Here is a 13,017-nt window from a genome sequence, read left to right as displayed (position 1 = left end):
TCGGGATGGTCCGGGTCGCACCGGAGGATTCAGGAGCCGCGCCTGCGCGTTTTACTGTCTTAGCCACGTAATGACCGTAGCGCGAAATGTCGGCCCGGTGCGGTGCGCATTAACGCAATGGACACATCCCGGCCCTAGGCTTGGGTCCGTGAAGGCGATCCGCAAATTTACCGTCCGTACCGTCCTGCCCGAGTCGCTTGCAGCGCTCGATGAGCTGGCGGGCAACCTGCGCTGGTCCTGGCATGAGCCGACCCGCCAGCTGTTCGAGCACATAGCCCCCGAGCTGTGGCGTGAGATCGGCGCCGACCCGGTGGCGCTGCTCGGGTCCGTGGACCCGGCCAGGCTCGAGGCTCTCTCCCGCGACCACGACTACGTGTCCTGGGTGAACTCCGTCCGCGCCGACCTCCGGGACTACCTCGAGCAGCCGCGATGGTACCAGGGACTCGAGGGTGAGAAGCCGGAGTCGATCGCGTATTTCTCCCCGGAGTTCGGCATCGCTGCCGCGCTGCCGCAATACTCGGGCGGGCTGGGCATCCTCGCCGGAGACCACCTGAAGAGCGCCTCCGACCTCGGCGTGCCGCTGGTCGGCGTCGGGCTGTTCTACCGCGCCGGCTACTTCAGCCAGGCGATCTCGCCCGACGGCTGGCAGATGGAAAGCTACCCGTTGCTCGACCCCGACGGGTTGCCTCTGTCGGTGCTGCGCCGGGCCGACGGCTCGGCCGTGCAGGTATCCCTCGCCCTTCCGGACAACCGCACGCTGCACGCCCGGGTCTGGCAGGCCATGGTCGGCCGCATCCGCCTGCTCATGCTCGACACCGACATCCCGGAGAACGCGGACGACCTGCGCCTGGTCACCGACCGCCTCTACGGAGGCGGCGGCGAGCACCGTCTGCTGCAGGAACTGCTCCTCGGCATCGGCGGCGCGCGCGCCGTGAAGCTCTGGAGCAACCTCAACGGCCGCCCGGACCCCGAAGTGTTCCACACCAACGAGGGCCACGCCGGTTTCCTCGGCCTGGAACGCATCTCCAGCCTGATCGGCGAGGGACTCAGCTTCTCCGAGGCCCTGCAGGTCGCCCGGGCCGGGACCGTCTTCACCACCCACACGCCCGTCGCGGCCGGGATCGACCGGTTCGAGCGCAGCCTGGTGCGCCGCTACTTCGAGACCGACCTGCTGCCGGGTGTGGCGGTCGACGACCTGCTCGCGCTCGGCGCCGAGAACTACCAGGACGGGTCGCCCGACGTCTTCAACATGGCGCTGATGGGCCTCCGCCTCGGGCAGCGCGCCAACGGCGTCTCCAAGCTGCACGGCGAGGTCAGCCGGCGGATGTTCAAGGGACTCTGGCCGGGCTTCGACGCGGAGGACGTGCCGATCGCCTCGATCACCAACGGCGTTCACGCGCCGACCTGGACCGACCCGGCACTCCTCGCTCTCGCCCAGAACCGTCTCGGCACCAGCGACACCTCCGAGGCCGACTGGGCGTCCGACGCCGTCTCCGACGACGACCTCTGGCAGGTCAGGGGCCAGATGCGCCTCCAGTTCGTCGAGGACGCCCGCCGGCGGATCGCGGCGGCCTGGCTTGTGCAGAACCCGGGCGGCATCGTGCCGTCCTGGATCGGCAAGGTCTTCGACCCCAGCGTGCTCACCATCGGCTTCGCCCGCCGGGTTCCGACCTACAAGCGGCTCACCCTGATGCTGCACGACCCCGAACGGCTCCGAGCCCTGCTGCTGCACCCGGAGCACCCGATCCAGATCGTGATCGCCGGCAAGTCCCACCCCGCCGATGAGGAGGGCAAGCGGCTGATCCAGAAGGTCGTGCAGTTCGCGGCCGATCCTGAACTGCGCACCAGGATCGCCTTCCTCCCCGACTACAACATCGGCATGGCGCAGTTGATGTACCCGGGCACCGACGTCTGGCTCAACAACCCGCTCCGGCCGCTCGAGGCCTGCGGCACGTCCGGCATGAAGGCGGCCTTGAACGGCGCGCTGAACCTGTCGATCCTCGACGGCTGGTGGCCGGAATACTACGACGGCAAGAACGGCTGGGCGATCCCGTCGGCGGATGCCGCCGGCGACTCCGCCGAGCGCGACCGGATCGAGGCCGACGCGCTCTACGAGCTGATCGAGCACCACGTCGCCCCCCGGTTCTACGACCGCAACGCGGACGGCGTGCCCGAAAGGTGGGTGTCGTCGATCCGGCACACCCTCGCCGGGCTGTCTCCGGAGCTGAACGCCGGCCGGATGGTGCGCGAGTACGTGCAGAAGCTCTACCGCCCGGCCGGCCAGGCCGAGGCCCGGCTCTCCGCCAACAACTACCGGGCGGCCCGGGAGCTGGCCGTCTGGAAGGGCCGGATCGTCGCGGCCTGGCCCGGCGTGGCCGTGGCCCACGTCGAATCCGGCGGCGTCGCGACCGTGCCGCAGGTCGGCGACGAGCTGCACCTCCGCGCGCACGTGCACCTGAACGGCCTGGAGCCGGAGGATGTGACCGTCGAGGTCGTCTACGGGAAGAGCCTGGGCAACGACGAGCTCAGCGACGTCAGCACGCTGGCGCTCACGGCCGCGACCGATCCGGACCCGGAGGCCACGGGCAGCCAGGGCCCCGGCAGCGCGACCCTGTTCACCGGCACGGTCCAGCTGGACCGCGGCGGCGCGTTCGGCTACACCGTTCGCGTCGTGCCCCGCAACGACCTGCTGATCAGCCCGGCCGAGATGGGGCTCATCGCCGTCGCCGGCTGACCCGGCCCGGCCGGCCCGGCCTGCTCGGCCCGGCCGGCCTACCCTCGGGAGATCGCCGCGAAGACGGCGCCGGATGCCCGGGCCAGGTCGGCGGGGGCGAGTTCGATGTCGAAGCCCCGCCGGCCGCCTGAGACGAAGACGGTGTCGAAGAGCTGGGCATCCTCGTCGATGACCGTCGTCAACGGGGTCTTCTGCCCGATCGGGCTGATCCCGCCGACGACGTAGCCGGTCTTGCGTTCCGCGGTCTTCGGATCGGCCATCACGGCCTTCTTCGCACCGACGGCCGCGGCCAGCGCCTTGAGGTCGAGCTGGCCGGTGACCGGGACGATGCCGACGACGAGGATGCCGTCCGCCTCGGCGAGGAGCGTCTTGAACACCCGGGCCGGGTCGAGGCCGAGTTTCGCCGCGGCCTCGAGGCCGAAGCTGGTCGCGTGGGCGTCGTGATCGTACAGGTGCGGGGTGAAGGCGATGCCGGCCTTCTCGAGGGCGATCGTGGCGGGGGTGCCCGCACCGTGGTCCGCCCGCCTGCCCATGCCGTGTGTCCCCGGGTGACTGCTAGTGGGCCCGGAAGAGCTGCATCGACGCCCCGGGCACGAGCAACCGGGCTCCGGGGGCATGTTCGATCACGGCGTCGCTGATGTCGTCGTGGCTCGAGTCCCAGAGCAGCGTGTACGAGCCGACTCCCGCGTGCACCGGCAGCGTCACCGTGACATCCGCTTCCCGGCCCTGCACGATCAGCAGGATCCGGTTGAATTCCTCGTGTTCCGGGGTGCTGGCCGCGAGGTATTGCAGAGTGCGCTCATTCGACGAGTGCCAGTCCTCCTCGGACATCGACTCGCCCACCGCGTTGTACCAGTCCATTTCGCTGGCGCTGAGGGTCGTTTCGCCCGGCCGGCCGAACCGTACCGGCCGCAGGGCCGGGTTCTCCCGGCGCAGTTCGAGCAGGCGCCGGCTGACCCGGTGCAGGTCGACCTGCCAGTCATCCAGGTCCCAGTTCAGCCAGGTGAGTTCGCTGTCATGGCAGTACGCGTTGTTGTTACCGCGCTGGCTGCGCCCGAATTCGTCGCCGGCGGTGATCATCGGAACGCCGGCCGAGAGCAGGAGCGTGGCCAGCAGGTTGCGCATGGCCTTCCGCCGGGTGGTGAGGATGGTGGTGTTACGGGTGGGGCCCTCGACGCCGTGGTTGAACGAGTTGTTGCTGTCGGTGCCATCCCGGTTCGACTCGCCGTTGCCGACATTGTGCTTGACGTTGTAGGCGGTGAGGTCGGCCATGGTGAAGCCGTCATGGGCGGTGATGAAGTTCAGCGAGGCGAGCGGCCCGCGCTCCTGCGAAAACGTGTTGGCCGACCCGGCGAGACGGGTCGCGAAGCGGCCGATGCCGCTGCCCGCATGACCGTCGCGCGCCGCGGCGAGGTCGGTCAGCCAGAACGAGCGCATCCGGTCGCGGTAGCGGTCGTTCCATTCCGTCCAGCCGTCGGCGAAGTTGCCGGTCTGCCAGCCGCCCTGCCCGATGTCCCAGGGCTCGGCAATGAGCTTCACGTCGGCGAGGTCGGGGTCGGTCCGGATCGCCGTCAGCAGGGGGTGGTCGCGCTGGTAATCGACGTTGGAGTCCCGGCCGAGCGTCGCCGCCAGGTCGAAGCGGAAGCCGTCGATCTGCACGTCGTTCGCCCAATAGCGCAGCGAGTCGAGCACCAGGCGGTGCGGCACCTCGTGCGACACGTTGAGAGTGTTGCCGCAGCCGGTGACATCGACGTAGGCGCCCGCGTCGTTCTGGCGGTAATAGGTGGCGTTGTCGATGCCGCGCAGGCTGCTGACCGGGCCGTTCGGCCCTTCCTCGGCGGTGTGGTTGTAGACCACGTCGAGGATGACCTCCAGGCCGGCTTCGTGCAGCAGCTTGACCATGCCCTTGAACTCCCGGAGCACGGCCTCCGGGCCGGCGGACTGGGAGGCCATGGTGGCGTAGTCGGCGTGCGGCGAGAAGAAATTAAAGGTGTTGTAACCCCAGTAGTTGGTCAGGCCCTGCTTGATCAGGCGCTGCTCGGAGACGAATGCGTGCACCGGGAGCAGCTCCACGGAGGTGACACCGAGGTTCTTCAGGTACCCGATCGTCGACTCGTGGGCGAGGCCGGCGTAGGTGCCGCGCAGCTCTGCCGGGACCGCCGGGTTGAGCTTGCTGAGGCCGCGAACGTGGGCTTCGTAGACGACCGTGTGGTCGAGCGCGATCTTCGGTTTGAGCGACCCGGCCCAGTCGAAGCCGCCGTCCACGACGGAGGACTGCCACTGGTCGGGACCCACCCGCACGAGGCCCCGGGAATACGGCTCGATCAGCGTTTTCTCCGGGTGGAACGAGTTCCTCGCCGCGGCAGGACCGGAGACCCGGATGCCATAGCGACGGCCGGGGGCGAGGGTGCGGGACCGCCCGAACCAGACGTCGTTGGCGTCCCTGGTCATGGGGACGGTCTTGATGATCCAGTTGGGGTCGGTCTCGTCGAAAATGCACAGTTCCATGGAGTCGGCGTTCTTCGACCACACCCGTAGCTCGCCGCCGTTGGCCCCCAACCGGACGCCGAGGTTGCGCAGGGGATCACCGGAAGTCATGGGTTCTAGAGTAATGAGTACAGACGGTCGGTTTTGACCACAATCAGACCTGCCTACGCCCGAAAACCCGCAGAGGATCCCCATGCCGGTCTACCTGGACCACGCCGCGACCACGCCGATGCTCCCTGGCGCCATCGCGGCGTTCGCCGAAGCGATGACGGTCGTGGGCAACCCCGCGTCGATCCACAGCCAGGGCCAGCTCAAGAAACGGATGCTCGAGGAAGCCCGCGAAACCGTCGCGGCCAGTGTGGGCTGCGACCCGATCGAGGTCGTGTTCACGGCCGGCGGCACCGAGTCCGTCAACCTCGGCATCAAGGGGCTGTTCTGGGCCCGGGCACCACGGCGGCGCATCCTCGTTCCCGGCGGGGAACACCACGCCACCGTCGACACCGTCGAATGGCTGGAAAGGCACGAGGGCGCCGTGATCGACTGGCTGCCCCTGGACGAGCACGGCCGGGCCGACCCGGCCGAGGTCGCCCGGGCGATCGCGGCCCACCCCGACGAGATCGCCCTGGTCACCCTGCTGGCCGCCAACAACGAGGTCGGAACGATCCAGCCCGTGGCCGAGGTCGCCGCGCTCGCGGCGGCCCACGGCATCCCGGTGCACGTCGACGCGGTGGCCGCCTACGGCCACGTCCCGATCGACTTCCGCACGCTCAGCCGCGGGGGAGTGTCCGCGGTGAGCATCTCGGCGCACAAGATCGGCGGCCCGGTCGGCATCGGCGCCCTGGTCCTGTCCCGCCGCGCGACGGTGGAGCCGCTCCTGCACGGCGGCGGGCAACAGCGGCAGGTGCGCAGCGGCACCCAGGACGTTGCGGCGGCCGTGGCGTTCGCCGTGGCCGCGGCCGCCGCGGGCGTCGACCTGCCCGGGGAGAACGCGCGGGTGGCGCTGCTGCGGCAGGCCGTCGTGGACGGGGTGCTCGCGGCGGTGCCGACGGCGCAGCTCAACGGCGACCCCGACCCGGTCCGCCACCTGCCCGGAACGGCCCACTTCAGCTTCCCCGGCTGCGAGGGCGATTCGCTCCTGTTCCTGCTCGACGCGGCCGGCGTCTCCGTGTCGACCGGTTCGGCTTGCCAGGCCGGCATTCCGGAACCCTCGCACGTGCTCCGGGCGATGGGCCGCACCGAGGCGGAGGCCCGCGGGGCCCTCCGGATCACCCTCGGCCGCACCTCGACCATGGCCGACGTCGACGCCCTGCTCGCCGCACTCCCGGCCGCGCACGCCCAGGCCTCCCGGGCCGGCATGGCCGACCGCGTGCCGGGTCGCTGACCTGCGCTCTCACTGGCCTGAGTTCGCCGAAAGGCCCGCGTTGGCCAAACGCCCTGGCCCGATTACACTCGTCAGGTGAAGGTTTTGGCAGCAATGAGCGGTGGGGTGGACTCCGCCGTCGCCGCAGCCCGCGCGGTCGAGGCGGGACACGAGGTGGTCGGCGTGCACCTGGCGCTGAGCCGGATGCCGGGCACCCTCCGCACCGGAAGCCGCGGCTGCTGCACGGTCGAGGACTCGATGGACGCCCAGCGGGCAGCCAACATCATCGGCATCCCCTATTACGTATGGGACTTCTCCGAGCGGTTCAAGCTCGACGTGGTCGACGATTTCATCGCCGAGTACGCCGCCGGCCGCACCCCCAACCCCTGCATGCGGTGCAACGAGCGGATCAAGTTCGCCGCGTTGCTCGAGAAGGCCCTCGACCTCGGCTTCGACGCCGTCGCCACCGGGCACTACGCCACGATCCTGACGGATGCCGACGGTAACCGTGAGCTGCACCGGGCCAGCGCCTGGGCCAAGGACCAGTCCTACGTGCTCGGTGTGCTCACCCAGGACCAGCTCGCACACTCGATGTTCCCGCTCGGGGCGACCCCGTCCAAGGCCGAGGTGCGTGCCGAGGCCGCCGAGCGCGGCTTCTCCGTGGCCACCAAGCCCGACTCCTACGACATCTGCTTCATCCCCGACGGTGACACCCGCGGCTGGCTGGCCGAGCGCGTGCCGCCGGCCACCGGCGACATCCTCGACCGTGACGGCAACACCCTCGGCCGGCACGAGGGCGCCGCCGCGTTCACGGTCGGCCAGCGCAAGGGCCTCCAGATCGGCACCCCCGCCGCCGACGGCAAGCCGCGGTTCGTGCTCGAGGTGCGCCCGATCACCAACACGGTCGTCGTCGGACCCAAGGAAGCGCTCGCGATCAAGGAGATCGCCGGCACGAAGTTCACCTGGTGCGGCGTCGCCCCCGAGCACCCGGAGATCGCCTTCGACTGCGACGTGCAGATCCGCGCCCACGCCGACCCGGTTCCCGCGGTGGCGCAGCTGGTCTCGACAAGCTCGACCACCGATGGTTCGACCACGGGCGGGGTGGAACTGCGGATCCTTCCCGTCGAGCCCCTGACCGGCGTCGCGCCCGGCCAGACCGCTGTGGTCTACCTCGGCACCCGCGTGCTCGGCCAGTGCACCATCGACCGCACCGTGAGCGCCGTCCCTGTCGACTCGGCCGCCGCCGCACATGCCTGACGGCGCGGCCGCCGAAACCCCGGCCGACCTGCACCGGGCAGCGGCGGAGGTCGCCGACCTCACCCAGCGGATCCTGGCGGCCAGGGACGCCTACTACGAGCGCAACGAGGTCGTGATCTCGGATGCCGACTACGACGCCCTGGTGCACCGCCTCGGCGTCCTCGAGCGCGAATTCCCCGAGCTGGCCAGCCAGGACAGCCCGACCCAGACCGTCGGCGGCCGGGCCGAGACCAGCCTGTTCGCACCCGTGCAGCATGCCGAACGCATGCTCAGCCTCGACAACGTGTTCTCGATCGACGAGTTCGAGGACTGGGCCGCGAAGGTGGAGCGGGACGCCGGCCGCAGCGTTCACTACCTCTGCGAACTCAAGATCGACGGGCTCGCCATCAACCTCCGCTACGAACACGGCGTGCTGGTCACCGCGGCGACCCGCGGCGACGGCGTGGTCGGCGAAGACGTCACCGAGAACATCCACTGGGTTCCGGGCATCCCGCGACAGCTGGCCGGAACCGGCCACCCTGCCCTGATCGAGGTGCGCGGCGAGGTCTTCTTCCCGGTGGCGGCCTTCCGTGAACTCAACGCCGAGCAAGCAGCGGCCGGTGAGCGGGTCTTCTCGAACCCGCGCAATGCCGCGGCGGGCTCGCTGCGCCAGAAGGCCGAGGGCAGGGCCGCCGAACCGCTGCGGCTGATGCGCGCCAGGCTCGGCCGGCTCCGGATGCTGGTGCACGGCATCGGCGCCTGGGCGAACCCGCCCGTGGCCGCCCAGTCCGAGGTCTACGCGCTGCTGAGCGGCTGGGGTCTGCCGACCAGCACCTACTTCACGGTGGAGCCGACCGCCGCGCAGGCGGCGAGCTTCATCGAGTACTACGGCGTGCACCGCGCCAGCGTCGAGCACGAGATCGACGGCATCGTGATCAAGGTCGACGAACTCGCCCTGCACGCCGAACTCGGTGCCACCAGCCGGGCGCCCCGCTGGGCGATCGCCTACAAATACCCGCCGGAACAGGTCAACACCAGACTGCTCGACATCGTCGTGAGCGTCGGCCGCACCGGTCGGGCCACCCCGTTCGCGGTCATGGAGAAGGTGCGCGTCGCCGGCTCCGAGGTGCGCCAGGCCACCCTGCACAACCAGGACGTGGTCAAGGCCAAGGGCATCCTGATCGGCGACACCGTCGTGCTGCGCAAGGCCGGCGACGTCATACCCGAGGTGCTCGGCCCGGTGATCGAACTCCGCGACGGCACCGAACGCGCCTTCGTGATGCCCGTGAACTGCCCAGAGTGCGGCACCCCGCTCGCCCCGGCCAAGGAAGGGGATATCGACCTGCGCTGCCCGAACGCGCGCAGCTGCCCCGCCCAGGTGCGCGGACGGGTCGAACATATCGGATCGCGGGGCGCCCTGGACATCGAGGTTCTCGGCGAGGTCGCCGCGGCTGCGCTGACCCAGCCGACGGTGCCCGCCGAGCCGCCGCTCTCCACCGAGGCCGGCCTGTTCGACCTCACCCTGGGCGACCTGCTGCCGATCGAGGTGGTCGTGCGGGACGCCGAGACCGGGCTGCCGCGCGAGGAGGAGGACGGTTCCATCCGCCTGCGCACGCCGTTCCGGCGCAACCCGTCGGCCGCGGAGAAGAAACAGGGGCTGACCGGGCCGCAACCGTCGTCGAATGCGATCAAGCTGCTGCGCGAGATCGAACTGGCGAAGACCAAGCCGCTCTGGCGGCTGCTGGTGGCCCTCAACATCCGTCACGTCGGCCCGGTGGCCGCGCGTGCCCTGGCCGACCACTTCGGGTCCCTCGACCTGATCCGCGCGGCCACGAGGGAGGAGCTCGCCGAGGTCGACGGGGTCGGCGGCATCATCGCGGACGCCATCCTCGCCTGGTTCGAGGTCGACTGGCACCGCGAGATCGTGGACCAGTGGACGCGCGCCGGGGTCCGGTTCACCACGCCCGGCCATCCGGGTCCCGGCGCCGCGGCCGCGGCCGGCGGGGTGCTCAGCGGACTGACGGTCGTCGCCACCGGCTCCCTCGAGGGCTACAGCCGGGAGGAGGCCCAGGAGGCCATCATCGCCGCCGGCGGCAAGTCCGCCTCCAGCGTGTCGAAGAACACGGACTTCGTCGCGGCCGGGCCCGGCGCAGGGTCGAAGCTGGCCAAAGCAGAGCAACTCGGCCTCCGGATCCTCGACCCCGCCGAGTTCCACCTGCTGGTGACGCAGGGACCTGGCGCGCTCGGAGACGCTGCGCCGGCGGACGGCGCGGGGGAGACTCCGTCCGGCACCGCCGACTGACTCAGCGGCCGGCGGCCGGCGGGGTTCCGTCGTCGATCCAGCCGGCCACCATCCGCGTGAACAACTCCGCGTCCTCGATGCTCCACACGTGGTGCATGCCCGGCGCGATCCAGGTGCGGGTCTGCGGCAGGAGCGTCTGCAGGGTGGCCAGGCTGTCCCGCACGAGCCGGGATTCCTTCTCGCCCGCCACGGCCAGGAGCGGGCCGCGGTAGCCGCCCAGTCCCTCGGGGCTGCCGCCGCGGTTCACGTCCTCGAAGACCCGCGCGGCGTTGTCCGGCCGGATGCCCAGGCCGTGTTCGACGAAGACGGTCACCGCATCCGCGGGCAGTCCGAAGGCCTTCGCCTGCGCGCGCCAGTACCAGGGGCGGCCCCAGAGGCGCAGTTGCAGGGTGTTGACGAAGCGGGCCAGGCCGTGGATGCCGTCCAGGGGAACGCCCGAGACGAGGCAGGAGCGCAGCAGGCCGGGATGGCGTGCCATCACCTGCACCGCCACGAGGCCGCCGAGGGAGAGCCCGACCAGGTGGGCGCGGCCGCCGTGCGCGTGCTCGGCGATGGTGGCGGCGACGTCGTCGGCGGTCTCGGCGAGTGAGCGCCAGTCCTCGTCGGAGCGGGCGCCGAAGCCCGGCAGGTCAGGGGTGAGCAGGTGGCGGCCGGGGAGGCCGGCGACCTGGGGCTCCCAGGACCAGGCCGCGACGGACCCGCCGTGCAGGAAGACGATGGTGTCGGTTTCGGTCGCCTCGGCGCCGTGTTCGAGGGGGTAGCTCATGACAGCGCCTCCACGGTTTCGGTCAGCCAGGCCAGCTCGGCCTCGGCGTGGCGGATCCCATACCGGAGGGTGGCGCGCCGGAGCCTGTGAGCGAGGTCGACGGGATCCCCGCTTTCCTGCCCGACCAGGGCGGTGAGCCGGGACAGGACGGCGTCTGCCTCGGCCCGGCGGGACTGGAGCAGCGCGGCCGCGGCGGGGATCCCGAGTTCGCCGACGTAGAAGACCCGCACCAGGAAGGCGTCGTGCGGGGTCTCCGGGGGCAGCGGTGAGGTCAGCCACTCGTGCAGCGCGGCCAGGCCGGTCGGGGTGATCCGGTGCAGGCGCCGGTCCGGACGCCCGTCCTGGTTGATCACTTCCACCTCCGCGAGACCGTCGGCGACGAGGAGGGCCAGCGTGCGGTAGATCTGGGACTGGTCGGCGGACCAGAAGTGGGCGACAGAGGCTTCAATGGTCTTCTTGAGGTCGTAGCCCGTGTGCGGTTTCAGCTCGAGAACCCCGAGGATGGCGAATTTCAGTGACATGCCTATATTAGACCATGCATATATAAGACCTAGCAAGTATAAAATTCGGGGAAAAAAGCACCCCTTTATTGGGGGATCGCAACCCGTCAACCGGGCCCCCGTTTCAGTACTCTGAGTAGGCAGGCCTTGTGTTTCACGTCGAGCTACCCGACTGCTCGGTGTTCGTGAGGGGACGTAACCGAGTTTGCTCTTAGCGGCGGCGGCACTGATATCCGCCTCACTGACCTTCCACACGGTCAGTGAGCCCCTCGGGGTGCACTCGCTCACGCCCCCGGCGGTGAGCGCCCGGGTCTCGGCCGCCCCGGCCCCGGGGGGCGTCGTCATCCTTTCCGCGCCGCTCCGACTGGACCTCGCGGCCTCCGGGGAGCCCGGCGCCGGGCAACCGGCCATCTCCGTGCAACCGGCGGCCTCACTGGTCGAGGGCGCGGACGGCACTCTCGATTCCGTGCGACGGATGTCGGGAGCCAGCCTCCTCGCCGGCCTCTCACGGCTGTCCGTCGGCGACATCTCCACCTTCGTCGCCGAGTTCCCCGGGCAGGTCGACTCCCTGCTGGCCGTGCCCCCCGCCGCAACCGAGGTCACCGGGTGGTGGACCGGACTGGAGGGCACCGAGCGGTCGTCCCTCCTCGCCGGGGCGCCGCGGCTGGTCGGCAACCTCGACGGGATACCCTTCCGCGAACGCGGGCGGGCCAACGCCCGCTACCTGGGCCAGAGCCTGGCCGCGGTGGATCGCCGGCTCGCCGGCACGCTCGACGACGCGTCCCGGGAGGCCGCCACGCGTGAGCGCGCCATCCTGACCCATGTGCAGGCCGCTCTCCGCCCAACCGACGGAGGTCCCCGGCGATCCCTGATCCTCCTCGACACTGTGGCGGGAGGCCGGGCCGCCATCGCCCTCGGCAACCCGGACACCGCCGCATTCGTCAGCTATCTGGTGCCGGGCATGAACTACGGGGTCGAACCCCAGATCGTGAACTGGACCGCGACAGCGGAAGCCCTGTACGCGGAGCAGCGCGCAGTCCTCGCCGAGCGGGCCGCGAGTGCCCGAGGCTCTGTCGCCGCCAGCATCGCCGTCGTGTCGTGGATCGGCTACGAAGCCCCGGACCTGTTCAGCGTCGGGGGCCTCGACCACGCCGTCGCGGGCGCCGACTTCCTCGAGAAGTACTCGCAGGGCATCCGTTCGGACCGTGCCGGCGACCAGCCCTTCGTCTCGGTGTTCGCGCACTCCTACGGCTCGACGGTCGCGCTCACGGCCTTGTCCCGCGGATCGTTCGAGGTCGACGCGCTGGTTCTGGTCGGTTCACCGGGCAGTCAGATCCAGTCCGTGGACAGCCTGAGCGTGGCCAACGGCAACGTCTTCGTGGGCAAGGCCGACTGGGACCCGGCGGTCAACAGCGCGTTCTTCGGCAGCGACCCGGGTGCGGAATCGTACGGCGCCCGGCCGCTGGGCGTGTTCGGAGCGCACGACCGGCTCACCGGAACCTGGCTCGCCGGTTCGCTCGGCCACAACGGATATTTCGACCGGGGCAGCGAGTCGCTGCACAACATGGCCCTGATCGGAACGGACAACGCGGATCTGGTCACCAACGGCTCCGAATAGAATTGGGGAATCCA

Annotated in this window: 9 protein-coding genes; 5 read left to right on the top strand and 4 right to left on the bottom strand. The window is 70.4% G+C overall.

Features of this window, described 5'->3' with window-relative positions; all coding sequences use genetic code 11:
- The first annotated feature begins 148 nt into the window (after positions 1–148).
- Complete coding sequence (gene glgP / locus IWX89_RS05505) at positions 149–2,734, top strand: alpha-glucan family phosphorylase (RefSeq protein ID WP_196902558.1); 2,586 nt, start codon at positions 149–151, stop codon at positions 2,732–2,734.
- A gap of 38 nt (positions 2,735–2,772) precedes the next feature.
- Here the strand turns inward: glgP and ybaK are convergent, their stop codons facing one another.
- Together ybaK and glgX are read right to left on the bottom strand one after the other, a co-directional pair.
- Positions 2,773–3,267: a Cys-tRNA(Pro) deacylase gene (gene ybaK / locus IWX89_RS05500; protein WP_196902557.1), complete on the bottom strand. Its 495-nt coding sequence runs from the start codon at positions 3,265–3,267 to the stop codon at positions 2,773–2,775.
- A 22-nt stretch (positions 3,268–3,289) separates the two neighbouring features.
- Positions 3,290–5,332, bottom strand: coding sequence for a glycogen debranching protein GlgX (glgX, locus tag IWX89_RS05495; protein WP_196902556.1), 2,043 nt, complete (start codon positions 5,330–5,332; stop codon positions 3,290–3,292).
- An 82-nt stretch (positions 5,333–5,414) separates the two neighbouring features.
- Between glgX and IWX89_RS05490 the strand changes: the two genes are divergently transcribed.
- The 3 genes from IWX89_RS05490 to ligA all read left to right on the top strand — a co-directional run bounded on the left by IWX89_RS05490 (position 5,415) and on the right by ligA (position 10,119).
- Positions 5,415–6,602 carry a cysteine desulfurase family protein gene (locus IWX89_RS05490; RefSeq protein ID WP_196902555.1) on the top strand — a complete coding sequence of 396 codons (1,188 nt, stop codon included), beginning with the start codon at positions 5,415–5,417 and terminating at the stop codon, positions 6,600–6,602.
- A gap of 93 nt (positions 6,603–6,695) precedes the next feature.
- Positions 6,696–7,838, top strand: a complete 1,143-nt coding sequence (gene mnmA, locus IWX89_RS05485) for a tRNA 2-thiouridine(34) synthase MnmA (RefSeq protein ID WP_196902666.1) — start codon at positions 6,696–6,698, stop codon at positions 7,836–7,838.
- Positions 7,831–10,119 (top strand): NAD-dependent DNA ligase LigA, encoded by a 2,289-nt coding sequence (ligA, locus tag IWX89_RS05480; RefSeq protein WP_196902554.1) that lies wholly within the window; start codon positions 7,831–7,833, stop codon positions 10,117–10,119. Before mnmA ends, ligA begins: the two co-directional genes overlap by 8 nt.
- A gap of 1 nt (position 10,120) precedes the next feature.
- On the opposite strand, the gene IWX89_RS05475 is transcribed toward ligA, so the two are convergent.
- Together IWX89_RS05475 and IWX89_RS05470 are read right to left on the bottom strand one after the other, a co-directional pair.
- Positions 10,121–10,885 (bottom strand): alpha/beta fold hydrolase, encoded by a 765-nt coding sequence (locus IWX89_RS05475; protein WP_196902553.1) that lies wholly within the window; start codon positions 10,883–10,885, stop codon positions 10,121–10,123.
- Positions 10,882–11,406, bottom strand: coding sequence for a PadR family transcriptional regulator (locus IWX89_RS05470; RefSeq protein WP_196902552.1), 525 nt, complete (start codon positions 11,404–11,406; stop codon positions 10,882–10,884). Before IWX89_RS05470 ends, IWX89_RS05475 begins: the two co-directional genes overlap by 4 nt.
- A gap of 253 nt (positions 11,407–11,659) precedes the next feature.
- On the opposite strand from IWX89_RS05470, the gene IWX89_RS05465 reads away from it, so the two are divergent.
- Positions 11,660–13,003 (top strand): alpha/beta hydrolase, encoded by a 1,344-nt coding sequence (locus tag IWX89_RS05465; RefSeq protein WP_196902551.1) that lies wholly within the window; start codon positions 11,660–11,662, stop codon positions 13,001–13,003.
- The last annotated feature ends 14 nt before the right edge of the window (positions 13,004–13,017 follow it).

Origin of the sequence: Cryobacterium sp. MP_M3, assembly GCF_015752155.1 — a bacterium.
GTDB lineage: Bacteria > Actinomycetota > Actinomycetes > Actinomycetales > Microbacteriaceae > Cryobacterium.
The sequence above is the reverse complement of the archived record's forward strand: the minus strand, read 5'-3'. Positions and strand labels throughout refer to the sequence as shown.

Bases quoted from the DNA above. Each gene is read 5' to 3' on its own strand.
- ybaK (WP_196902557.1), bottom strand. From the start codon at position 3,267: ATGGGCAGGCGGGCGGACCACGGTGCGGGCACCCCCGCCACGATCGCC.
- glgX (WP_196902556.1), bottom strand. From the start codon at position 5,332: ATGACTTCCGGTGATCCCCTGCGCAACCTCGGCGTCCGGTTGGGGGCC.
- IWX89_RS05490 (WP_196902555.1), top strand. From the start codon at position 5,415: ATGCCGGTCTACCTGGACCACGCCGCGACCACGCCGATGCTCCCTGGC.
- mnmA (WP_196902666.1), top strand. From the start codon at position 6,696: ATGAGCGGTGGGGTGGACTCCGCCGTCGCCGCAGCCCGCGCGGTCGAG.
- ligA (WP_196902554.1), top strand. From the start codon at position 7,831: ATGCCTGACGGCGCGGCCGCCGAAACCCCGGCCGACCTGCACCGGGCA.
- IWX89_RS05475 (WP_196902553.1), bottom strand. From the start codon at position 10,885: ATGAGCTACCCCCTCGAACACGGCGCCGAGGCGACCGAAACCGACACC.
- IWX89_RS05470 (WP_196902552.1), bottom strand. From the start codon at position 11,406: ATGTCACTGAAATTCGCCATCCTCGGGGTTCTCGAGCTGAAACCGCAC.